The sequence below is a fragment of the Jatrophihabitans sp. genome (genome assembly GCA_036399055.1).
Classification (GTDB): Bacteria; Actinomycetota; Actinomycetes; order Mycobacteriales; family Jatrophihabitantaceae; genus Jatrophihabitans_A.
In genome coordinates this window covers 12,853-36,784 of sequence record DASWNX010000046.1, presented here as the reverse complement: position 1 = coordinate 36,784, position 23,932 = coordinate 12,853, and the positions used below count along the sequence as shown (strand labels likewise).

The following is a 23,932-nucleotide window of genomic DNA, read 5'->3' as shown; positions in this document are numbered from 1 at the left end:
AAACCGCCGTGCCGCAGACCCTGCTCACCACCCTGCTCGGCCACCCGCTGGTGGCCGATGCCGCCCTGCTCGCCGCGACCACCGCCGACGGCCTCGACGTTCGAGTCGCGCACGTGGTGCCCACCCCGGGCACGGCGCCCGCGCGGGTGCGCCGGGTGGTGGCCGCGCTCGGCGCGGTCGAGGGCGACCCACTGCTGGTCTCGGTGGTCTCGGCCATCCCGCGCGACTCCGAGGGCGAGCCCGACGAGCGCGCGCTGAGGCGACTTGCGGTCCCGGCGTCGGTGACCACCCCGGTTGTCCTGCCCGTCCCCCAGACAGGCAGGCGACACCTCGGCGAGTTCGTCGACCTGCCAACCCCCTGGGTCGCTGGACCGCCGGCCGCCCTGGTCGAGCCGGGCGCCGACCTGACCGGGCCGTCCTCGCTCACCAGCACGGGCGGCTTGCACATCGCAGCGGAGGACCCGACGACCCTGGTCGAGGCGCTGCTGAGCGCCGCCGAGCGACACCGCGACCGTGGCGTGCACGTCGTCGAGCAGGGCCTCACCCGAGTCCTGACCTACCCCGAGCTGCTTGAGCGGGCCACCCGCACCCTCGCGGGCCTGCGCGCTGCCGGTCTCGGCGTGGGCGACGCCGCGGTGCTGCACACGCCGTCACTGGCCGAGCACGTCATCGGCCTGTGGGCCTGCCTGCTCGGCGGCATCACCCCGGTGGCGGTGGCCCAGTCGGCCACCTACGCCACGCGCACGCCCGTGCTGGACAAGCTGGAGCACGCCTGGCGCGATCTCGGCGAGCCGGCTGTGCTCTCCGGCGGCGCGACCGTCGCCGGGCTGCGCGCACACGCCCAGCGATCGGGGCTGACGTCCATGCGGGTGATCGACCTGGCCGAGTGCGCCGCCGGAGAGACCGCCGATGGCATCCACCGACCCGAACCCGGCGCGGTGGCGATGCTGCAGCTGTCCTCCGGCAGCACCGGCAAGTCCAAGGTCATCCAGATCACCCACCGCGGCTTGATCCGCTACGCCCAGGCCGCCCGCCAGGTCAGCAGGATGGGCGCCGGGGACGTGTTCGTGAACTGGTTGCCGCTCGACCACGTCGCCGGGCTGGTCATGTACCACATCGGCCCGGTCATCCTGGGCTGCGACAACGTCCAAGTCCCCACCGCCGACGTGCTCGCCGACCCGCTGCGCTGGCTGGACCTGCTGCACTCCTACCGGGCCCAGCACAGCTGGTCGCCCAACTTCGGGTTCGGTCTGGTCGCCGACGCGCTCACCACCGCCGACCCGGCCCGCACCTGGGACCTCACGCCGCTGCGCGCTCTGGTCAACGCGGGAGAGCAGTGCACCGAGCCGATCATGCGCCGGTTCGTCGAGGCCACCGCCCGGTTCGGCGTCCGGCCGGACACCGTGCTGCTGGCCTGGGGGATGGCCGAGACGTGCACGGCCATCACGTACCAGGCTTACGGGCCCGAAGCCGTGCAGCACGTCCGGCAGGCCTCCGACGGCGGGGTGGAGCTGCTGGCCGCGCCTGCCGAGGGAAGCTCCACCTTCCTCAGCATGGGCGCGCCGAGTCCCGGCTCGGAGTTCCGGATCGCCGCGCCCGATGGCGTGACGGTGCTGCCGGAGCTGCGGATCGGCCGGTTGCAGGGCCGGTCGGACCGGGTGACGCCGGGTTATCTGAACAACCCGGACGCCAACACCGAGGCGTTCGGAGACGGCGACTGGTTCGACACCGGTGACCTGGCGTTCATGGCCGACGGGCGGGTGACCATCACCGGCCGGGCCAAAGAGATCATCATCATCAACGGCGTCCACCACTTCTGCCACGAGATCGAGGACGTGGTCGGCGCGCTGCCCGGGGTGGCGGTCAGCTTCACAGCCGCGTTCGGCGTGCCCACCCCGGAGGGCGACGAGCGGCTGGCCGTGGTGTTCGTGCCCGCCGACGGGCTGACCGGCGAGGTCGTCGGCGCGGTCCGGCGGCGGCTGGCCGAACGGTTCGGGCTGGCCTCGGTGCTGCTTGCGGCCGTGGATCGGGCCGGCTTCGACAAGACCACCAGCGGCAAGATCCAGCGCACCGCCATGCGGGGCAGGCTCCTGCGCGGCGAGCTGAACGACGGCCTGCGGGCGGTCGAGCTGGCCGAGTCCGCCCCCACCACTTTTCCCGACGCCCTGCACCGTCCGGTGTGGACACCACTGTCCTTTTCCGCGACCCGCGATCCCGGTCGGGTCCGGGTCTTCGGCGATCCCGCTCTTGCCGCCGCTCTTGCCGCCGCGCTGCCCGGCGCGCAGGCTCTGCAGCCCGGCGACCTCTCCGCCGACCTGATCGTCGTGGCGCCGGCGACCGACGAGGAGCAGGCCTCGATCCCAGTCCTCAAGCTGGTGCAGGAGCTGGCCGCGGCAGGCTGGACCGGCGAGCTGGTCGCCGTCGGCCACGGCGACCCTAGGACCGCTCTCACCGCAGCCATCGCCGCCACCGCAAGCGTGGAGCTACCCGAGCTGCGCAGCTGGCGTCTGGAATTGCCCACCACCGACCCGGCTCGGATCGCCGAGGCGCTGAGTTTCATCCACAGCGAGTCGGTGATCGCCTGGCACGACCGCTGGGTGGGCCGCACCCTGGAGCCCGCCGAACCCGTTCCTGGCGCCAGGTCGGCCATCGAGCCGGGAAGCTGCTGGCTGGTGACCGGCGGCCTGGGCGGAGTCGGCCGGGCGATACTGCCCGGGCTCGGCATCCGGATGCTGGTTGTCGGCCGTGGTCCGGCCCGGGACCTGGGCGAGCTGGGGCCCGACGCGCGATACGTCCGGGTCGACGTGGCTGATGCGGACGCGCTCGAAGCCGCCGTCGCGGAGGCGGAGGTGGCCTGGGGTGAGCCGCTGGCGGGGGTGCTGCACCTGGCCGGGCTCTACGAATCGATCCAGCTCGCCGAGACCACCGCCGACAAGTGGCGGGCGCAGACCCGCGCCAAGGTGGCCGGGTCCAACGCCGTGGCGGAGGTAGTGCGGCGGCGTCCAGGGAGCAGGCTGGTCGCCTTCTCCTCCCTGCTGACCTGGTTCCCCAGCGTCGGCGCCGGCGCGTACGCCGCCGGTAACCACTACCTTGAAGCCCTGACGGAGCGGCTCGGCGCCGATAACCCGGTGCACACCCTGATCTGGGGTCTGTGGGGGTCGACCGGCATGAACGCCGGCCACGACTACCGCGATGCGGCCGTCCGGGGCAAGCTGCTCAGCTTCTCCTCCGTCGAGGGTGTCAACCTGTTCACCGCAGCCATGCGCCTGCCACCGGGGCAGGTGCTCCTCGGCGTCGACCGCGCCAACCCGGTCGCCCGCCGGATGCTGCCCCCGGAGCCGCTCGAAGGCGCCGCCGTGGCCTGCCGGGACGCGTTCGGCGCCGACATCCCGAGTGCGCCGACCCAGACGGCTGCAGCTGTGAAGGCCGAGCCCAAGCCGGCTGCCGGATCGGTGCGCAGGTTGGTCCGCGAGGAGCTGCGCCGGATCGTGCCCGGCGGCGTCGATCCGCACACGCCCTTCTACCAGGCAGGCCTTGGATCACTGGGCATGATGCGTCTGCATACCGCGCTCCAGTCCGCCCTCGGCCGCGAGTTCCCGCTTACGGAGCTGTTCTCTCACCCGACCGAGGTCGAGCTGAGCGCCCACCTCGGCGAACTGGCTGGCGGGCGCCCGACCGATACCCGCCGCGGTGACGTGCGCGACCGTCGGATCGCCATCATCGGAATGGCCGGCCGCTTCCCCGGTGCGCCCAACCTGGAGCAGTACTGGGACAACCTGCTCGCGGGCGTGGTCAGCACCACCCGGTTCAGCCGCGACGAGTTGCTCGCCGCGGGCCTGCCGGCGTCCCTGGTGGACGATCCGGCGTACGTCCCGGTCAGCGGTGCGCTCTCCGACATCGCGGCCTTCGACGCCGACCTGTTCAACATGAGCCCCGCCGAAGCCGCCGTCACTGACCCGCAGCAGCGGCTGTTCCTCCAGGTCTGCCAGCAGGCCCTGGAACACGCTGGCTATGCCGGGGCGGGTAGCCGAACGGGCGTCTACGCCGGCTCCGGCATGGCGCTGTACTCCCTGCGCAGCTACCTCCGCGAGAACCTGGGCGGCGCGGACGCGGGCGACCAACTGTCCGCACTCCAAGTCGCGATCGGCAACGACCCGGACTTTCTCGCCACCCGCGTCGCCTACCGGCTCGGCCTCACCGGGCCCGCGGTCACCGTGCGCACCGCCTGCTCGACCTCGCTGGTCGCCGTGCACACCGCGATCACCGCGCTCCTGGCAGGTGACGCCGACATGGCCCTGGCAGGGGCTGCCGCACTGCACGTGCCTGGGGTCGTGGGCTACCGGTATGAGCAGGGCTCGATCCTGTCCAGCACGGGCGCCTGCCGCGCGTTCGACGCGGCTGCCGACGGCACGGTCGGCGGTAACGGCGTTGCGGCCGTGCTGCTCAAGCCGCTGGAGGCCGCCCTCGCCGACGGCGACACCGTGCACGCGGTCATCCTGGGGTCCGCGATCAACAACGACGGCTCGGCCAAGCAGGGCTTCACCTGGCCCGGTGTCGCAGGCCAGGTCGCCGTGGTGCGCGACGCACTCGCCACAGCCGGGGTCGAGCCGGGGTCCATCGGCTACATCGAAGCCCACGGCACCGGCACCTCCCTCGGCGACCCGATCGAGATCGCGGCTCTGCGGCAGACCTTCGGTGACCGTTGCGACCCGTTGCTGGTGGGGTCGGTGAAACCCAACATCGGCCACCTCGACACGGCCGCAGGCATGGCCGGGCTGCTCAAGGCTGTCCTGGCCCTGCGCGCCGGAACCGTGCCCCCGCAGGCCAATTTCGAGTCGCCCAACCCCGCGCTGCGCCTGGGTGAAGGTGGCATCACCGTGCCGACCGTGCCGATGCCGTGGCCAGTGCCCGGGGTTCGTCGGGCAGGTGTGACCGCGCTGGGCGTAGGCGGCACGAACGCGCATGTGGTCCTGGAACAGGCGCCCGCGCAGGAGCCGTCCACCGTGTCGGCGCCGTGGATCGTGCCGCTGTCCGCGCGCGGACCGCAGGCGCTGGCCCAACTCGCCGGGTCCACCGCCGATGCGCTGGCCGAAGTCAGCCCAGCGGACGCCCTGATCACCCTCGGCGCCGGTCGCAGGCGGCTGCCACACCGGCTGGTGGCCTGGGGCGAGGACGCCGAGGCGACCGCACGCGAACTACGCGCGGGCGGCTCGGCCAGCGGGGTGGCCGGACGCAAAGGCCCACTCGTGTTCGCCTTCACAGGACAGGGCGTGGACTGCGCGGGCGCCGGAACCGCGCTGCTGGCACACCCCGTTTCGGCCACCGTGCTGCACCGGCTGCTCGACCAGCATCGCCACGACTGGGGCGTGGACCTGCTGCCCCCGCTGCTCGGCGAACCGCGCAAGTGGACCACCGAGACGCTGCAACCGGCCCTGCTCGCGGTGCAGCTGGCGCAGGTGGCGCTGCTCGCCGAACTGGGCGTGCGACCTGATGCCGTGGTCGGGCACAGCGCGGGGGAGTATGCGGCACTCGCCTGCGCCGGGGCGCTGTCCGAAGAGGACGCGATGCACCTGGCCGCGGTGCGAGGGGCGCTGATGCAGACCGCGCCCGAGGGCGCGCTGCTGGCCGTGTTCGCCGATATCTGCGAGCTTCCTGGGCTCTCGGTCGCTGTGCGCAACGGGCCCGGGCACATCGTGTTCGGCGGCCCGCCCCAGGCGGTGGCTGACGCAGAGCGCCAGCTCCTGGCACAAGGCGTGGAATGCAGGCGGCTCGCCGCCGACCGCGCTTTCCACACCCCGATGGTCGAGCCCGTCCTCGCTGCCCTGGCCGGCCAGGCGGCGGCGCTGGACTGGAAGCCGCTGGCACTGCCCGTCTACTCCGGGACCGGCGCCGTGCTGACCGAAGGCGCCGTGCTGGGCGCCGACCACGTCCGCACGCACACCCGGTCCACCGCCGACTTCCGCCACTCGGTGGACCAGTTGGTCGCCGAAGGTCACACCACATTCGTCGAGCTAGGCCCGTCCGGTGTGCTGACTGCGCTGGGCAGGCAGTGGTCCGGCACAACCTGGCTCCCACTGCGCCGCCGTGGCGCCGACACCGTCATCCCCGGGCTTGCCGCCCTGTTCTGCCACGGCGTCGAGCTTGACTGGGCCATGCTCGCCCCCGGCGGCCGGCGGGTCCCGCTGCCCACCTACCCGTTCCAGCCGACGCGGCACTGGATCGACCCGGCGCCTGCCGTGACCCCGGCGCCTGCCGTGGCCCCGGCGCCTGCCGTGGCCCCCGTCCCCGTCGTGGTCCCCGTCCCCGTCGTGGTCCCCGTCCCCGCGACCCAGGAGAGTGCACCGGACATGCCGGCCGAGCAGACCGATGACCTGACCGAGCTGGTGCTCACCCAGATACGTGAGCTGACCGCACACCATCTGGGATCCAAGGTGGACCGCGTCCCCCCCGACGCGCCGTTCTTCGACCTCGGCGCGGACTCGTTGCTCATGATCAACATGGTTCGCGAGCTGGAGGTCGCCTTCGGCGTGCGGGTGGCCATGCGGGAGCTGTTCGAAGTGGTGGATACCCCGGCCCGGCTCAGCGCCGTGGTCGCCGAGCGGATGTCACCTGCCAAGCGCGCCGAACTGGCCCCTGCGCCCGCGGCCGCCGCGCCCATGCCTACCCCGCAGCCCGCACCGCAGCCGCTGCCTGCCACCCCGCAGCCCACCCCCGCACCGCAGCCGCCGCCTGCCACCCCGCAGCCCACCCTCGCACCGCAGCCGCTGCCTGCCACCCCGCAGCCCACCCCCGCATCGCAGCCGCTGCCTGCCGCCCCGGCCGTCCAACCGGTTGCGGCGCCGCTCCCCGTCGTGGCCTCCGAACAGCAGCCGGCGACGGCGCCGAGCAGCGGGTACGAGGCAGTGGTCCGCGAGCAGCTGACCCTGATGGGCCGGTTCTCCGAGCTCATGTCCGAGCAGCTCGCCGTGTTCACCGGCAGGCTCGCCGCACCCCTACCCGTCACGCCGCAGCCCCAGGCAGCACCGCAGCCCACGGAAGCACCGCAGCCCACGGAAGCACCGCAGCCCCAGGCAGCACCGCAGCCCACGGCAGCACCGCAGCCCACGGAAGCACCGCAGCTCCAGACAGCACCGCAGCCCACGGACGGCACTCAGCTCGGGCCCCGGCCCACCGTCACCCAGAGCTCGGGCATGACCGGCGGCAGGCTGACCGCGACCCAGCGCGCCCACCTCGATGACCTCATCGCTCGCTACACCGCGCGCACCAAGACCTCCAAGCAGCTCACCCAGCGCTACCGACGGCCGCTGGCTGACAGCCGCGCGGTGGTCGGCTTCCGCAGCGTCACCAAGGAGCTGCTCTACCCGCTGGCCGCGCGCCGGGCCCGCGGCGCGTACCTGGAGGACGTCGACGGCAACACCTACGTCGACATCACCATGGGCTTCGGCGCGCTGATGTTCGGACACGAGCCCGACTTCGTCACCGAGGCGGTGACCGCTTACCAGGCTGATGGCATGCGCTTGGGCCCGCGCGGCCCGGAGGCAGGCGAGGCCGCTGAGCTAATGGCCGGACTGACCGGTCTGGACCGCGTCGCTTTCGCCACTACCGGCACCGAGGCCAATTCAGCGGCCTTCCGACTGGCCCGCGCGCACACCGGCCGCACCAAGATCGTCACCTTCGACGGCTCGTACCACGGGCACTTCGACTCGGTGCTCGGCAGGCCGGTGCCCGGCGGCGACAGGCCGCGGACCGTACCGGTGTCGGCGGGCGTGCCGCACTCGGCGGTGGCAGAGTCGATGGTGCTCGGCTACGGCGACGAGGCCAGCCTGGATGTGATCCGCAGACATGCCGGGGAGATCGCGGCCGTCGTATTGGAAGCCGTGCCCAGCCGCTACCCGAACCGGCAGCCGGTCGAGTTCGTGCGCGAGCTGCGCCGGCTATGCGACGAGACCGGCATCGTCCTGATGTTCGATGAGATGCTCACCGGGTTCCGCCCACACCCGCAGGGCGCCCAAGGGATCTTCGGGGTCCAAGCCGACCTGGCCACCTACGGCAAGCTGATCGGCGGCGGTTACCCGATCGGCGCCATCGCCGGCCGCGCCGAGATCATGGACTGGATCGACGGCGGTCACTGGCAGTACGGCGACGACAGCGTCCCCCAAGGTGAGACGACCTTCTTCGGCGGCACCTACATCCAGCACCCGCTGGCCATGGTCGCGGCCAAGGCTGTGCTGACCCACCTGCGCGAGCAGGGACCCGGTCTGCAGCGCGCCGTGAGCGAGCGCACCGAGCGGCTCGGGAGAACGCTCAACGAGTTCTTCGCAGCCGAGGACCTGCCGCTGTCGGTGGAATGGTTCGGGTCGCTGTTCCGGTTCGCCCACCGCGGCAACCTGGAGCTGCTCTTCCACCACCTGGTGATGGAAGGCGTGCACGTCTGGGAGTGGCGCAACTTCTTCCTGTCCACCGCCCACACCGACGCCGACGTCGACTTCATCCTCGACGCCGTCCGCAACTGCGTGGATGACCTGCGCCGCGGAGGCTTCCTGCAGGGCAAGCCCAGCGACGCGCCCGCGCGTCGGCGATCGCTGCCGAGCATCCCCGCCGTCGTGGCCAAGACAGCGGTGGCGGAGGTGGCCTCGACCGACGTCGGCCCGACGACCCCGGACTTCAGCCTGTACTTCTTCGGCGATTACCCACACGAGAGCACCGGTGACAAGTACGCGGCCATCCTGTCCGCCGCTCGATTCGCCGACCGCAGTGGACTGCACGCGGTGTGGCTGCCGGAACGGCATTTCGACTCATTCGGCGGCGTGTTCCCCAACCCGTCGGTGCTCGCCGCCGCGATCGCTGCCCAGACCAGCCGGGTCAGGCTGCACTCAGGCAGCGTGGTGCTGCCGCTGCACGACCCGATCCGGGTCGCCGAGGAGTGGTCGGTGGTGGACAACCTCTCCGGTGGGCGGGTGTCGATCGGGGTGGCCAGCGGCTGGCACGCGCGGGACTTCGTGCTGGCGCCGCAGGCGTACGGCAAGCACCGGGAAGTCATGTTCGAGGGCGTGGAGACTATCCGCGCGCTATGGCGCGGCGAGTCGGTGCTCAGGAAGGCAGGCACCGGCGAACAGATCGAGGTCAGGCTGTACCCGAAGCCGATCCAGTCCGAGCCGGACTTCTACACCGCGATCGTGGGCAACCCTGACAGTTACCGGCAGGCAGCGCGCGCCGGGTTCGGCGTCATCACCAACCTGATGGTGCAGAGCGTGGAGCAGCTGGGGGAGAACATCGCCCTCTACCGGCGTACGCGAGCCGAAGCAGGCCTGGACCCCGACGGTGGGCGGGTCGTGTTGCTGCTGCACACCTATCTCGGCGACGACACCGAGCGAGCGCGCGCGGAGGCGTTCGGCCCGTTCTGCGACTACCTGCGCTCATCGCTGTTGCTGTTCGGGCAGGTGACCAACAGCCTCGGCTTCTCCATCGACATGCAGAACACAAACCCCGAGGACATGGAGTACCTCCTCTCCAACGCCTACAAGCGCTACTGCCTCGACCGAGCCCTGATCGGCACCCTGGACGACGCCGAGCCGATCGTGCGCAGTCTCACGGCCCTCGGCGTGAACGAGGTGGCCTGCTTCATCGACTTCGGGGTCCCGCCCGCGCAGATCACCGCCGGGCTGCCCCACATCCAGAGGCTGCGCTCCCGGTTCGCCGACGGCCAGTCGACCGACGACCAGCGTGACGTCCGTGACGCCAGCCCGAGCGAGCAGCAGATCTGGTACGCCGAGCAGGCGTTGCCCGGGCGCCCCACCTACACCGAGTCCCTGGTCGTGGCGCTGGAAGGCGAACTCGACGTCGCGGCATTGCGAGCGGCGCTGAGCGCGGTCGCTGCTCGCCATGACAGCCTTCGCTCGACCTTCCACGACATCGACGGCGTGCTGAAGCGGGTCGTCGCCGCCCCGTCCGAGCTGGCGCTGCCCGTGCGCGAAGAGCCGGGAGCCGATGTCGAGGAGGCCGCCCGCCGGGCGATGGCGCGCGAGACCGCCACCCCGTTCGACCTGGCCACCGGCCCGCTGTTCGCGCCCTACCTGGTCCGGCTGAACGAGCAGCGGCACCTGCTGGTGCTGCGGATGCACCACCTGGTGATCGACAGCGTGTCCGCGATGGTCCTGACCGAGGAGATCTCCGCGGGCTACCGGGCCGCCGCCACCGGCGCCGACGTCGCCCTGCCGGTCGCCGACCCGTTACCGGCGCCGCAGCCGGCTTCGGCGGAGTCGCTGGCGTACTGGACCGCGCTGCTGGCGGGTGCGCCCCGCGAGCTGGATCTGCCTTATGACCACCCGCGCCCTTCGGAGCCGTCCGGTCGGGGCGCATCCGTCGGAGCGGAACTGGACGCCGAGTTGACGGCCGCGTTGCGGTCGGTGGCCCGTGAGCACCGGGTCACGCCGTTCACCGCGCTGCTGGCGGGGTGGGCTCTGACGCTGCGGGTGTTGAGCGGCGAGTCGGACCTGGTGGTCGGCAGCCCGTTCGCGCACCGGCTTGCGGGGGCCGAGCGGGCCGTCGGGTTCTTCGTGCACACGCTGCCGTTGCGGATCAAGATCGAGGACGGGGCAACGTTCACCGACGTGCTGAAGCTCGTTCGCGAGCAACTGCTCAGCGCCCAGGAACACCGGGACGCCCCGCTGCCGGAGATCGTGCGCGCCCTGGGCGGCCACCCGGACCCGCAACGCAACCCGCTGTTCGACACCATGGTCGTCTACGACAACGATGCCTACTTCGAGCTCGACCTCCCCGGCGTCCGCGCCACGCTTCTCGACGTCCTGCCCGACCGCGCCCCGGCAGACCTGGTGCTGTTCCTGACCAATCTCGGCGACACCGTGCGCTGCCGCCTGAACCACGCCCTGGACCTGTTCGAGCCAGACACCGCCGGCCTCCTGCTCACGACCTACAGCCAGGTCCTCTCCGCTGTCCTGGCCAACCCGCACTGCCCCGTCAGCGACCTGGACCAGCTCGATCGGGACACCCAGCTCCCGCCGGCCGCCTGGACCAGGGGCGGACCGGCGCCTCACGGCCCCCCGCTCCTGCACCACGGCGTCCTCGATCGCCAGTCCGAGCTTCCCGCAGTCATCGACGACGGCCAGGTGACCACCAGCGCCCAGCTGAGCGCCCGCGCCGCCGCCGTGGCCGGCGCCATAGCCGAGCTCGGGGTGCCCGTCGGAACCCCGGTCGCAGTCCTGCTGCCCCGCGGCGCGGACGCCGTGGCAGCCATGCTCGGCGCCCTTGCCGCCGGGGTGCCGTACCTGCCGATGGACCCGGAGCAGCCCCTTGCCCGCCTCGGGCTCATGGCCGGCAAGGCCAGGGCCGCCGCTGTGATCACCACTGCCGGCGTCGAGGTCCCCGGCGGCCTCCCGACCATCCATATCGACCGGCTCGCCGAGAAGACTGGGATCAGCGGCCACCCCCTCACCTCGGACGACCTGGCCTACGTCCTGTTCACCTCCGGCTCCACCGGCGAGCCCAAAGGCGCGCTGATCGAGCACCGCGCCATCTCCAACACCCTCGGCTGGTACACCCGCGCCCTGGACCTGACCGCCGCCGACCGGCTCTCGTGGTTCTGCAGCCCCGGGTTTGACGTCTCCGTGATCGAGGTCTGGTCCGCCCTCCACGTCGGCGCGCCCCTGTGCATCACCCCGCCCAGCCTGCGCTATGACCCGGCCGGGCTGCGCGACTGGCTGATCGACACCGGCATCACCGTCGCCTTCGTCCCCACCCCGATGGGCGAGTTGCTGCTCGACCAGCCCTGGCCCACCGACGGCTCGGTCGCCCTGCGGCACCTGGTCGTCGGCGGTGACGCCCTGCACCGCAGGCCACCGGCCGGGGCGCCGTTCCGGCTCTGGAACGCCTACGGCCCCACCGAGGCCGCTGTGGTCTCCACCTGGGCGGAGGTCACGGCGGACGGGGACGGCCCGCCCACGATCGGCCGGCCGGCGCCGGGCACCTGGGTCCGGGTCGTGAACGACGAGGGCCGCCGGGTGAAGGTGGGCGAGCCCGGTGAGCTGCTGGTCGGTGGCGCTCAGCTGGCCCGCGGCTATGTCGAGCCGACCCCCGACCAGGCCGCCCGGTTCGTGGGCGCCGGCGAGGATCGCAGCTATCGCACCGGCGATGTGGTCCGCTGGCGCGCCGACGGTGAGCTGGAGTTCCTGCGCCGCAGTGACCAGCAGGTGCAGATCCGCGGCTTCCGCGTCGAACCCCGCGAGGTCGAGCACCAGCTCGCCACGCTCCCCGGCGTGCGCGAAGGAGCGGTCCGCGCCTGGACCGACTCCGAGGGCACGGTGCGGCTGGCCGCCTACGTGGTCACCGCGCCCGGGGTGGCTGTCGCCGACCTGCGCGCGAGGTTGGCGACCCGGTTGCCTGAGTACATGATCCCCGCGACTTGGCAGGCACTTGAGGCGTTGCCGCTGACCACCAACGGCAAGCTCGACCGGGCCGCCCTACCCGAACCGACGCTCGGCACGTCCCGGCAGCCAGCGGCGCGACAGCGCGGCGGAGTGGAGCAGCGGCTGGCCGCGGTGTGGGCGGCTGAGCTCGGCGTGGACACGGTGTCGCCGGGCGCCACCTTCCTCGAGCTGGGCGGGCACTCACTGAGCGCGATCCGGCTGGTGAACCGCATCCGGGCCGAGCTGGACGTGCGGCTGGACGTGGTGGACTTCCTGCGCAGGCCGACCGTGCGCAGTCTGGCGGCCTTTCTGGCCCCGCAGCTGGAGCCCTCCGACGTCGAGACCAGCGCCCCGGCCAGTCGCGGCCAACAGCGCTCTCACCGCGTGACCACGACCCGCGACAACCCAAGGGTGCTGACGATCGCCAGCCGCTTCAGCCTCCACGGCGAGCTGAACGTGCCTGCTCTGCATCGCGCGCTGACCGCGTTGATGCTCAGGCACCCGGCCCTTCGCACCCGGGTCCGTGAGGTGGACGGTGTGCTGTGCCAGCAGGTGATGTTCGCAAGCGAGGCCTCGCTGAAGGTCGTCGACGCCTCCGAGGATGACCTTGAGGCGTTGGTCCTGGCGGCTGCCGAGGACCCTGCGGACCTCACCGCAGCGGCTACCTTCCGGGCGACGCTGTTCACCATCGCCGACTGCCGCGCTGACCTACTGCTCACCGTCCACCACGCCGTCAGCGACGGCTGGTCCATGGGCGTCCTCATCGGCGACCTGGGTGAGCTGTACCGGGCAGAGGTCACCGCCGAGGCCCCCGACCTCCCGGACCTGAGAGCCACCTACATCGACTTCACCGAGTGGGAGTCGGCCTATCTCGCCGACCCCGCCACCCGTGCCGCCGTCCAGGAATGGGCCGACCACGTTCACGCTGTGGGCGCCCACCCCCTTCTTTTCCCCACCGACCAGCCTCGGGCCGCATCCCTCACCGGCAACGGGGCCGTCCACATCGCCGCCCTTGCGCCAGAGTTGATCCCTGCGATCGACGCCGAGGCGGCCCGCGTGGGAGCCACGGCCTTCGCCGTCCACCTGGCCGCCTTCGCTGCCTTGGCCCACGAGGTCACCGGATCCTCGGTCAACGCCTTCATGTGCGCAGCGGCCAACCGCCCTGAAGCCCGCTTCGAGAACGTCGTCGGATGCTTCACCCTCTCCTCGTGGGTCGTGGCTCCGGTTGCCGGAGCGGCCACCTTCACCAGCCTGGTCGCCGTCGCGCGCGACGCGATCTGGCGGCGCCTGGCGCTGCAGTCCGTCCCGGCGCCCATCCTCAACGAGGTCGCCGGCGGCTCCTTCGCAGGCAACCCACCTAGAGTCCTGCTCTCGTCCTCCAACACCCCGAGCCCCAGCCTCACCCTCCTCGGCCTGGACCCTTCCCCGTGCGTCGACGTCAACCTTCCCGTGGCCCGGGCCGAACAAACCTGGGTGATCACCGTGACCCCAGACGGCGGCCTGAGGCTCGTGATCGAATACGCCACCGAGCTCTTCTACCCGGAGACCATCGCCGCCTGGGCGAGACGTTTCACCGAGATCCTCACCGCTGGCGTCGCCGACCCCGACGGCAAACCCTGGCGCACCCCGTGACCTGAGGGAACCCTCGCCGTGTCGCTGGACTAGCTCCGGCGGCCGGTGAGCAGCGCGGGAGGCCGAGAGGGGAGCAGGGCCCCATCGATGACGATCCTGTTCTGAGGCCCGCCAGAGGCGTGGCCGGGGCTCGATTCGTCAGCGCCCCCGGCAGGGTTCGAACCTGCGACATCCCGCTTAGAAGGCGGGAGCTCTATCCGCTGAGCTACGAGGGCTTGCGCCCATGCTAGCGACACCGCGGTGGTTCCAACCGTCGCAGGACGGGCAGATCGGCCCCCTCGAATCACGTTGTCCACAGGGCGCGTCGGTGTCCACATTCGGTCCCGGCGCCGGCCGGCCGGCCGGCCCGCGCGGTTGAGTTGCCTCAACCCGAACGGGCCCCGGGCTGACCCGGTATCTCTCGACAATCTCTCCCAGAGGAGCTCACCGTGTACGGAACCAGCATCACCCTCGTCGGCAATGTGGTGGACGAGGTCGCCAACCGCCCCACCGCCTCGGGCCTGTCCCGGGTGTCCTTCCGCGTCGCCAGCACCCAGCGCCGCAAGGACCGCGACACCGGCCAGTGGGTGGACGGCCACAAGTTCTTCGTGAATGTGACGTTCTGGCGGGAGTTCGCAGAGAATGTCGCCGCCTCGTTGAAGAAGGGCGATCCAGTCGTGCTCCACGGCCGGATCTTCTCCAGGCAGTACGTCAAGGACGAGGCCAACCACATCGCCTACGAGATCGAGCCGGAGTCGATCGGCCATGACCTGGCCAGGGGCACCGCGGAGTTCAAGAAGCGCAAGAACGGCTTCTCCGGCTCGGTGGAGCTCGACGCCGACGGCATGCCGATCCGCGCTGAGGATCAGGGTTACGAGCTCGTCGACGAGCCGGACCCCGTCGGCGGCCTCCACGAGCCAGCCAGGCAGCTGGCGCCCGCAGGCTGAACCCGGCCGCGGGACGGGGGTGGGCGACCTCGGGTCGGGCGGATGGGACACTGGAGTCAACCGGAACGGCTCGACTCGATAGCGGCAGGGACTACCAGTGGCTCAGTACATCTACTCCATGCACAAGGTGCGCAAGGCGCATGGCGACAAGGTCATCCTCGACGATGTCACCCTCGCCTTTCTGCCCGGGGCCAAGATCGGCGTGGTCGGTCCGAACGGCGCGGGCAAGTCCACCGTGCTCAAGATCATGGCCGGGCTGGACCAGGCGTCCAACGGCGATGCCCTGATCGCCCCAGGCGCCTCGGTGGGCCTGCTGCAGCAGGAACCGCCGCTGGACGAGTCCAAGACGGTCCGCGAGAACGTCGAGGATGCGGTCGCCGAGATGCGCGGCTACCTGGCGCGCTTCGAGGAGGTGTCGGCCGCGATGGGCGACCCGGACGCGGACTTCGACACGTTGCTGGCCGAGCAGGGCGACCTGATGGAGAAGATCGAGCACGGCGAGGGCTGGGAACTGGACTCCCGCATCGAGCAGGCTATGGACGCGCTGCGCTGCCCGCCCGGCGACGAGGAGGTCACCCACCTGTCCGGTGGCGAGCGTCGCCGGGTCGCGCTGTGCAAGCTGCTGTTGGAGCAGCCGGACCTGCTGCTGCTCGACGAGCCGACCAACCACCTCGACGCCGAGAGCGTCCAGTGGCTTGAGCAGCACCTGTCCAAGTACCCGGGCACCATCCTGGCCGTCACCCACGACCGGTACTTCCTCGACAACGTCGCCGAGTGGATCCTCGAGCTTGACCGCGGCCGGGCGCACCCCTATGAGGGCAACTACTCCACCTACCTGGAGAAGAAGGCCGAGCGGCTCAAGATCGAGGGCAAGAAGGACCAGAAGCTGCAGCGACGGCTCCTGGAGGAGCTCGACTGGGTGCGCCAGAACGCCAAGGGCCGGCAGGCCAAGTCCAAGGCCCGCCTGCAGCGCTATGAGGAGATGGCCGCCGAGGCGGAGAAGACCCGCAAGCTCGACTTTGAAGAGATCCAGATTCCGCCGGGTCCGCGGCTGGGCAACGTGGTGGTCGAGGTCAGTCACCTGGACAAGGGCTTCGACGGCCGGGTGCTGGTCAAGGACCTGTCCTTCTCGCTGCCGCGCGGCGGCATCGTGGGGGTGATCGGCCCGAACGGGGTCGGTAAGACCACCCTGTTCAAGACGATCGTCGGGCTCGAGCGGCCCGACTCCGGCGAGGTCCGGGTCGGTGAGACGGTCAAGGTCAGCTACGTGGACCAGAACCGCGGCGGGATCGAATCGACCAAGAACGTCTGGCAGGTGGTCTCCGACGGCCTGGACTACATCAAGGTCGGCCAGGTCGAGATGCCCAGCCGCGCCTACGTCTCCGCCTTCGGCTTCAAGGGCCCAGACCAGCAGAAGGCAGCCGGGGTGCTGTCCGGCGGCGAACGGAACCGGCTGAACTTGGCCCTGACCCTCAAGGAGGGCGGGAACCTGCTGCTGCTCGACGAGCCCACCAACGACCTCGACGTCGAAACCCTCGGCTCCCTGGAGAACGCGCTGCTGGAGTTCCCGGGCTGCGCCGTGGTGATCAGTCACGATCGCTGGTTCCTGGACCGGATCGCCACCCACATCCTGGCCTGGGAGGGCAACGACTCCAACCCGGCCCAGTGGTACTGGTACGAGGGCAACTTCGAGTCCTATGAGAAGAACAAGGTCGAGCGGTTGGGCGCCGATGCCGCGCGCCCGCATGCCGTCACCTACCGCAAGCTGACCCGCGACTGAGCCGGCCGCTGACCGGACAGAGATAGGAGACGCCGACTCCGGTGGCACGCTTCGTCGCTCGCTGCGCGATGCGGTGGTCAGACATGGACGCCTACGGGCATGTCAACAACACCGCCTACCTCGCCTACCTCGAACAGGCACGAGTGTCGATGTTCTTCGACCGCCACGACCTGGCGTTCTCCAGCGGCACCGTGGTCTCACACCACGAGATCACCTACCTGCGTCCGGTGATCTACCACCCCGAGCCCTTACGGCTGGAGTTGTGGGTGGAGCGGATTCGGGCCGCGTCCTTCAACGTCCGCTACCACGTCTACGACGGACCGACGCTGGCCGCCAAGGCCGTCACGACGCTGGTGGCATTCGACTTCACCGTCGACCGGCCCCGACGCCTGACCGAAGACGAGGTGGCGATCTTGATCAGTTACGCCGACGAGCCGACCGGTTCGGGCCAGCCCGCCGACCTGGGCCAGCCGGCAGCCGGCGCGCCGGTCCGGCCGACCGGTCGCGGCCAGGCCGCAGTCGACGAGTCGATCACCGGCTCGCCGGCCGCGCAGGACTGATCCGGTGCTGGACACACTCATCACGGCCGAGCAGTTGGCCGACTTCATACCGCTGGCCCAACGTGCGGTCTCTGTCGAGCCTGCCTCGACGATCCGGTTCCGAGCCGCGGAGCGGAAGCTGGCGGCCTTCGTCCAACTGCCCTACGAGGTGCTGGCCGGCAGGACGCTGGCCATCGAGCCGGCGGCCTCTTTTGACCAGACGGTGGCAGCGGCCGACTTTCTGCTCTGGGCCGAGCAGTCCGGGCCCCCGCCGGCCGGCAAGGACGCGCACTGGCTCAGCGCCCTGCCGCCCCGGCACGGGTGGCGCCGCGTGGAGTTGGTGCCCGACAGCGTGATCCGCTCACTGGTGCGTGCGGGAGCCGAACTCGCCGCCGGGGCGACCAGCCGGCAGAGCCAGGAGTCGTTGCTGGCCTCGGTGGTGCTCACGGTCGCGGGCGACGGCTCGACGCCGCCCGTCGAGGTCCGGCTGGGGGCGCTGACCGCCCTCACCCGGATGGGATTCCTGCCGCAGGGTTCCGAGGCCGCCGTCGACGTCAGCCGGGGTTGGATCAGGATCGCTGCCGCCTTCGGCTCGACCTATGTCAGCAGCGGCGACTCCCTCGGCCTGCTGTCGCTGTAGCGGGCAGGGGTATCCGCGCCGGTGTCGCGGCCCCTTTGCGCGGGCGAGACGAAGCCGCACAATGAGCCATGGCCGTTCTGGATCTCACCGGTAAGACCGTGATCGTCACCGGCGCCTCCTCCGGCATCGGCGAGGCGACCGCCCGCGCGCTGCACGCCGCCGGCGCGCTGCCGGTGTTGGCGGCACGCCGGGCCGACCGGCTGCGGGAGCTGAGCGAGCAACTCGGCGGCGCGCTGGCGGCGCCGACCGACGTCACCGACCCGGCCGCCCGGCACGCGCTGATTCAGGCCACCCTCGACCGGCACGGCCGGATCGACGGGCTGGTCAACAACGCCGGCGCCGGCATCCTCAAGCTGCTGGTCGACACCGAGCCGGAGGAGTTCAGCCAGCTGCTGGAGCTCAACCTGGTCAGCGCGCTGGCGATGACGCAGGCCGTGCTGCCCGCCATGCGCGAGCAGGGCGGCGGCCGGATCGTCAACGTCTCCTCCGGCGTGATCCAGACGCCCGCGCCGACGGTGTCGGCCTACGCCGCCAGCAAGGCCGGCCTGGCGATGATGAGCGCGGTGGCCCGGGTGGAGCTGGCCGCCGACGGCGTCGAGGTGTCCACCGTGTTCCCGTCGCTGACCGCCACCGAGTTCGCCGGCGGCATCTACCAGCTCGGGACCGAGCCGTTTCCCGGCTTCGTCGTGCACAGCACCGGCTACGTCGCCCAGGTGATCCTGCGGGCGTTGCGCACCGGCGAGGCCAGCATCGACATCCCGCACGGCGCCGAGCAGCCCGAGCTGATCGAGACTCCGGTCGGCTGAGTCGGCCTGCCACCCTCGCGGTCACGAGGAGGAAGCCAGCCGCACCGGAACACCGTGTTCGGCCGCTGTGCCCAGCAGCACCGGCGCGCGGTCGGCGAGACCGCCAGGGGCAGAAAGCCGCAGGGTCAGCTCGGGCGGCCGGTACTCCGGCTCGCCGTCCGGGCCGGCGGCCTCGGCCACGGGAAACTCCATGGCGATATGGGCGATCGGCATCCGGTCCCGGGCGGCGTCGAGCACCCGCGACGTGGCCGCCACCTCCTCCGGCGGCCAGTACTGCCGGGTGATCGAGTGCCAGACCACGGTGAGCACGCCGTCCGCGGGCGGGGACTGGAGCATCGATGCCAGCCAGGCCGAAGCGGGCGCGGAGTCCACCGTGACGGGGTGCGACGCGGCGATCGCCAGCGCCGCTCGCAACCGCTCGTGCCGGTGCAGGTCATGTGGCCAGACGAACGAGGTCAGCCGCAGCCGACCCTCCACCGTCGTGGCGTCGACCGGCGCCAGGTCACAACCGCGCCGGTCCACCACCGTGAACGGCACGGGCGCGACCGGCCCGAGCACTGCCTCTGTCAACCGCAACGGCGAGGACGCCGGACCGTGGGACCAGCCCTCGCCGGCGATGAAGAACCGGTCCGTCAGCAGGTTGAGCCCGGCGGAGGCGCCGAGCTCGAGCAGCCGCACCGAGGACAGCCCGGACCTGCCGACCGCGTCGAACAGCCCGACCAGCAGCGGCACGGAGCGTCCTGGCTCGTTGGTCTGCGGCGCGATCGTCAGCGCCTGGCGCAGCTCGTCGACGTGGCGTCGCAGCACCGGCTCGAAGTCGCGCCAGGCCTCGGCCGGCGAGGCGGCGCCGCCCAGGTTCGGGTAGTACATCGCCAGCTGCGGCTCGGCCCGGCTCAGCGCCAAGCGCTGGACGCCGGCCAGCAGCCGCAGTTGCACCACCGCGTTGGCCGGCGCGTCTGCCCAGTCCCGGCAGATCTCGGCGACCACGCCGCCGGCCTGCAGGTCCTCGGCCATCGACAGCATCAGCGTCCGGTACAGCCCGTCCGGCAGGTGCCGCGCGTGCCGGCGGAACTGGTCGGCCAGGCTCGTCATACCCAGACGGTAGGCCAGCCTCGCGGGGCGTCGGCGAGGAGGACTCAGACCCGCAGCCACACCGCGGTGTTGGCCGGCAGCTTGTCATCGACGATCGGGGAGGAGGACAGCAGGATCTCGCCCGGCGGCAGCTCGACCGGCTCTTCGCCGGCGTTGAGCGCGACCGCCAGGTCCGGCCCGCGCCGGTAGGCCAGGCAGCCCTCGGGCGCCTCCAACCAGGCGAAGGACGAGCCGTGCAGCTCCTTGAGCTCCCGGCGCAGAAGCAGCGCCCGGCGGTACAGCCACAAGGTGGAGTCGGGGTCGCGCAGCTGGGCCTGGACCGTGAAGGGGCGCCACTCCGGCGGCATCGGCAGCCACGTGTCGGAGGAGGCGCTGAACCCGAACGGCGGCTCGTCGCCCTCCCACGGCAGCGGCACCCGCTCGCCGTCGCGGCCGCGTTCGGTGTAACCGCTGCGCTTCCAGGTCGGGTCCTGCAGCACCTCGTCGGGCAGTTCGACGTTCTCCAGCCCGAGCTCGTCGCCGTTGTACAGGTAGGCCGCCCCGGGCAGCGACAGCAGGACCAGCGCGGCGGCCCGGCCTCGGACCTGGCCCAGTGCCCCACCGCCGTAGCGGGTGGTGTGGCGCACTATGTCGTGGTTGGACAGCACCCAGGTGCACGGCGCGCCGACCTCCGCCATCGCCTTGAGCGAGCCGTCGATGGCCTCGGTGAAGTCCTTGGCCGACCAGGCCGCCTCGATCAACCGGAAGTTGAAGGTCAGGTGCAGCTCGTCGGAACGGACGTAACGGGCCAGCCGGACGTCGTCGGGCACCCACGCCTCGCCCACCGCCATCCGGTGCGGGTAGTCGTCCATCACCCGGCGGAACAACCGCAGGCATTCGTGCACGCCGTCCTGGTCAAAACGCAGGTCGGGGTCCAGCTGGGTGTTCGGGCCGAGGTAGTCGGTCAGGTCCATGTCGGGCAAGCCCTTCGGCTTGGCCATCGAGTGCGCGACGTCGACCCGGAAACCGTCCACGCCGCGATCCATCCAGAACCGCAGGATCCGCTCGAACTCAGCGCCCACCTCGGGGTTGTCCCAGTTCAGGTCGGGCTGCTCGGGGGCGAACAGGTGCAGGTACCACTGCCCGTCGGGCACCCGGTTCCAGGCGGGGCCGCCGAAGATGGCCGGCCAGTTGTTCGGCGGCTCCGAGCCGTCCGGGCCCTTGCCGTCGCGAAAGATGAACCGGGCCCGCTCGGGTGAGCCTGGACCGGCGGCCAGCGCCTGCTGGAACCACGGATGCTGGTCTGAGAAGTGATTGGGGACGATGTCGACGGTGACCTTGATGTCGCGCTCGTGCGCGGCGGCCAGCAGGGCGTCGAAGTCGGAGAGGTCGCCGAACATCGGGTCCACGTCCGTGGGATCGGCCACGTCATAGCCGCCGTCGGCCATCGGGGAGGTGTAGAACGGGCTGAGCCAGATCGCGTCGACTCCGAGCTCTCGCAGGTGGTCGAGCCGGTCTCGGACGCCGATCAGGTCCCCGACGCCGTCGCCGTTGCCGTCGGCGAAGCTCTTGGGATAGACCTGGTAGAACACCGCGCTGCGCCACCAGTCCGCGCCGCTGAGGTAGGGCGCGTCAGGGCCGCTGACGAACACGTGCTCGGGGGGAGCGGTCACCTCGCTGAGGACGAGCCTCGGGGCAGAGGAGCCGCGGGAGCGGTCGGGGTTCTCGATGGGCGTGTCGGGCACGCGTTCCTCCGGTGGGCGCGGACGGACTGCTCGGACGCTCCAGGCGTCGGAGAATCCAGGCGTGGCAAGTGACTGTAAGCCTTTCCAGGCCATTGTGGATCTGCCTGGAGGTCGAGTCAAGCCACCCGCGCCGTGCTCAGGTGTGCGAGTTGCGCATCGATTCGGCCGCCATCCTCAGGTACTCCCAGATCGGGGTGGCCACGTCCTCGGGCAGCTGCAGTGAGTCCAGCGCCTCGCGCATGTGCCGCAGCCAGGCGTCGCGTTCGGCCGCTCCGATCACGAACGGAGCGTGCCGCATCCGCAACCGGGGATGGCCTCGGCTCTGGGAGTAGGTGGTCGGGCCGCCCCAGTACTGGATCAGGAACAGGGCCAGCCGGTCAGCGGCTGCTTCCAGCTCCTCCTCGGGATAGAGCGGTCGCAGCACCGGGTCCAGCGCCACCCCGTCGTAGAACCGCTGCACCAGCGACCGGAAGGTCTGCTCGCCACCGGCCCGCTCGAAGAAGTCCGCGCTCACCATCGCACGATCCCGACTCCCGCCCGCCTGTCACTGTGTGTCACCTGCTCATTGTCCCTCACCCCCGGCGCCCTTCGGACAGCCTCCCTTGGCAGCGCTCCTGGACAGCGCTCCCGGCAGCGGCGGCGCTGAGCGGACGCGCCCGGCTCACCCGGCTAGGTCTGGACCGGGCAGGGCGTGACCCACACCGGCGCTGTCGAGCCGGGACCTGATCCGGGCCCGCAACTCCCGAGCGACCCGCCACTGCTCCAGCGGCTTGACCCGCGCCACCACCCGCAACACCGTCTCCTCGCGCCCGAGCTGCTCGATGCCCAGCACCTCCGGCTCGGCCAGCAGGCTGGGCAGCCACTGCTGGTCGGCGTACAACTCCGCGCCGGCCTGGGCGATCGCCGCCAGAGCGCTCGGCACGTCCTGGCCGATGCCGACCGGAACGTCGAGCACCACCTGGGCGTACTGCTGGGACATGTTGCCGACCCGGACGATCTCTCCGTTACGCACGTACCAGGCCACCCCCTCGACGTCACGCAGCCGGGTGGTGCGCAGCCCCACCGCCTCGACGGTGCCGGTGGCCTCCTTGACGTCGATGACGTCGCCGACGCCGTACTGGTCCTCGAGCATCATGAACATGCCGGCCAGGAAGTCCTTGACGATGTTCTGGGCGCCGAAGCCGACCGCTACCCCGACCAGCGAGGTGCCGGCCACGAACGGCGCCAGGTTGATGGCGAACACCTGCAGCACCAGCAGGAACGCGGTGATGAAGATCAGGAAGCTCACCGCGCTGCGCAGCACCGAGGCGATGGTGTCGGCCCGCTGCTTGCGCCGCTCGCTGACCAGGCCCGCCGACTCCCAGAACGGCAGGCCGCCGGCGCGGTCGGCGAGCGGGCTCAGGATGGCCGGCACCCGGCCGGCCGCGCTGGCGGCGCTGAGCCGATTGATCCAGCGATGAGCCAGCATCCTCAGCACCAGCGCCGCGAGCAGAATGGCCAGCAACTGCAACGGTTTGGTGATCAGCAGGCTGGCGTGCTCGTGCCAGTAAGCGGGCAGCGCGGCGGGCTCCAGCCGCTCGGCCAACGGATTCGCAGAAGTCTCCACGCCCGCTAAGACTGCCACCTGGGCAGCTGCTCGGGCCGCAAGCCGGGCGGCTGTGGCGCGGTCAGAGGCGGCGAATCTTGTCGATCTTTATGGATGCGCGAAGCGCGTTAGTCGGGTTCACTGGACAGCGACACCCGGAGGTGATGCCGGTGAGGGGATCGCTGGTGCTCTCCGCGTCGTGCCCGGCATGGTGCGACGCGCCGCTGGGCTGTGCCGTGGTGTCGCCGGTGAGGCTTGGCGAATGAGCGGAGCCCTGGTGCTCAACGCCACCTACGAGCCGTTGTGCGTGGTGCCGTTGCGCCGGGCGATCCTGCTGGTGCTGGCTGAGAAGGCAGTGATCGTCGAGTCCGACGGGGCCATGCTGCACTCGGCGCGGCTGGCGATCCAAGCCCCGACGGTGGTCCGGCTGAGCCGCTTCGTCCGGGTGCCCTATCGCAGCCGGGTGCCGCTCACCCGCCGGGCCGTCATGCATCGAGACAGCGTGCGCTGCGCCTACTGCCAGCGCCGCGCCGACACCATCGACCACGTCGTGCCGCGCAGCCGGGGTGGAAAGCACGAGTGGGTCAACGTGGTGGCGGCCTGCGCCCCGTGCAACCACCGCAAGGCCGACCGGTTGCTGGCCGAGCTGGGCTGGAGCCTGCCGTTCACCCCCAAGGAGCCCTCAGGTCACGTCGGTTTCGCCGTCGGCTACGTCCGCGAGCCTGCCTGGGAGCCCTACCTCGACGCCTGGGGCAACGGTGATCGGGTGGCCAGTTAGCCTGGCTC

11 protein-coding genes and 1 tRNA gene are annotated in these 23,932 nt (G+C 71.3%); 7 read left to right on the top strand and 5 right to left on the bottom strand.

The window, feature by feature from the left end; genetic code table 11:
• Positions 1 to 8: 8 nt before the first annotated feature.
• Complete coding sequence (locus tag VGB75_20055) at positions 9 to 14,054, top strand: MupA/Atu3671 family FMN-dependent luciferase-like monooxygenase (protein HEY0169343.1); 14,046 nt, start codon at positions 9 to 11, stop codon at positions 14,052 to 14,054.
• A 142-nt stretch (positions 14,055 to 14,196) separates the two neighbouring features.
• Here VGB75_20055 and VGB75_20050 read toward each other — a convergent pair.
• Positions 14,197 to 14,269: transfer RNA gene (locus VGB75_20050), tRNA-Arg, on the bottom strand.
• 213 nt (positions 14,270 to 14,482) lie between these two features.
• On the opposite strand from VGB75_20050, the gene ssb reads away from it, so the two are divergent.
• The 5 genes from ssb (at position 14,483) to VGB75_20025 (ending at position 18,745) form a co-directional block, all read left to right on the top strand.
• Positions 14,483 to 14,980, top strand: a complete 498-nt coding sequence (gene ssb, locus VGB75_20045) for a single-stranded DNA-binding protein (GenBank protein ID HEY0169342.1) — start codon at positions 14,483 to 14,485, stop codon at positions 14,978 to 14,980.
• A gap of 97 nt (positions 14,981 to 15,077) precedes the next feature.
• Positions 15,078 to 16,760, top strand: a complete 1,683-nt coding sequence (ettA, locus tag VGB75_20040) for an energy-dependent translational throttle protein EttA (GenBank protein HEY0169341.1) — start codon at positions 15,078 to 15,080, stop codon at positions 16,758 to 16,760.
• 41 nt (positions 16,761 to 16,801) lie between these two features.
• Complete coding sequence (locus VGB75_20035; GenBank protein HEY0169340.1) at positions 16,802 to 17,320, top strand: thioesterase family protein; 519 nt, start codon at positions 16,802 to 16,804, stop codon at positions 17,318 to 17,320.
• 4 nt (positions 17,321 to 17,324) lie between these two features.
• Positions 17,325 to 17,939 carry a hypothetical protein gene (locus VGB75_20030; GenBank protein ID HEY0169339.1) on the top strand — a complete coding sequence of 205 codons (615 nt, stop codon included), beginning with the start codon at positions 17,325 to 17,327 and terminating at the stop codon, positions 17,937 to 17,939.
• Between the two features lie 68 nt (positions 17,940 to 18,007).
• Complete coding sequence (locus tag VGB75_20025; protein HEY0169338.1) at positions 18,008 to 18,745, top strand: SDR family oxidoreductase; 738 nt, start codon at positions 18,008 to 18,010, stop codon at positions 18,743 to 18,745.
• Positions 18,746 to 18,766: 21 nt separating this feature from the next.
• On the opposite strand, the gene VGB75_20020 is transcribed toward VGB75_20025, so the two are convergent.
• The 4 genes from VGB75_20020 to VGB75_20005 form a co-directional block, all read right to left on the bottom strand.
• Positions 18,767 to 19,837, bottom strand: a complete 1,071-nt coding sequence (locus tag VGB75_20020; protein ID HEY0169337.1) for a DUF2332 domain-containing protein — start codon at positions 19,835 to 19,837, stop codon at positions 18,767 to 18,769.
• A gap of 44 nt (positions 19,838 to 19,881) precedes the next feature.
• Positions 19,882 to 21,561 carry an alpha-amylase family glycosyl hydrolase gene (locus VGB75_20015; GenBank protein ID HEY0169336.1) on the bottom strand — a complete coding sequence of 560 codons (1,680 nt, stop codon included), beginning with the start codon at positions 21,559 to 21,561 and terminating at the stop codon, positions 19,882 to 19,884.
• Between the two features lie 136 nt (positions 21,562 to 21,697).
• Positions 21,698 to 22,078, bottom strand: a complete 381-nt coding sequence (locus VGB75_20010; GenBank protein ID HEY0169335.1) for a globin — start codon at positions 22,076 to 22,078, stop codon at positions 21,698 to 21,700.
• Positions 22,079 to 22,222: 144 nt separating this feature from the next.
• A complete protein-coding gene (locus VGB75_20005; protein ID HEY0169334.1) occupies positions 22,223 to 23,167 on the bottom strand; it encodes a mechanosensitive ion channel family protein in 945 nt (314 codons plus the stop codon).
• Positions 23,168 to 23,408: 241 nt separating this feature from the next.
• Here VGB75_20005 and VGB75_20000 point away from each other — a divergent pair, with 241 nt between their 5' ends.
• The gene (locus VGB75_20000) at positions 23,409 to 23,924 is read left to right on the top strand and encodes an HNH endonuclease (protein ID HEY0169333.1); all 516 of its coding nucleotides are present in this window, start codon (positions 23,409 to 23,411) and stop codon (positions 23,922 to 23,924) included.
• Positions 23,925 to 23,932: the final 8 nt, after the last annotated feature.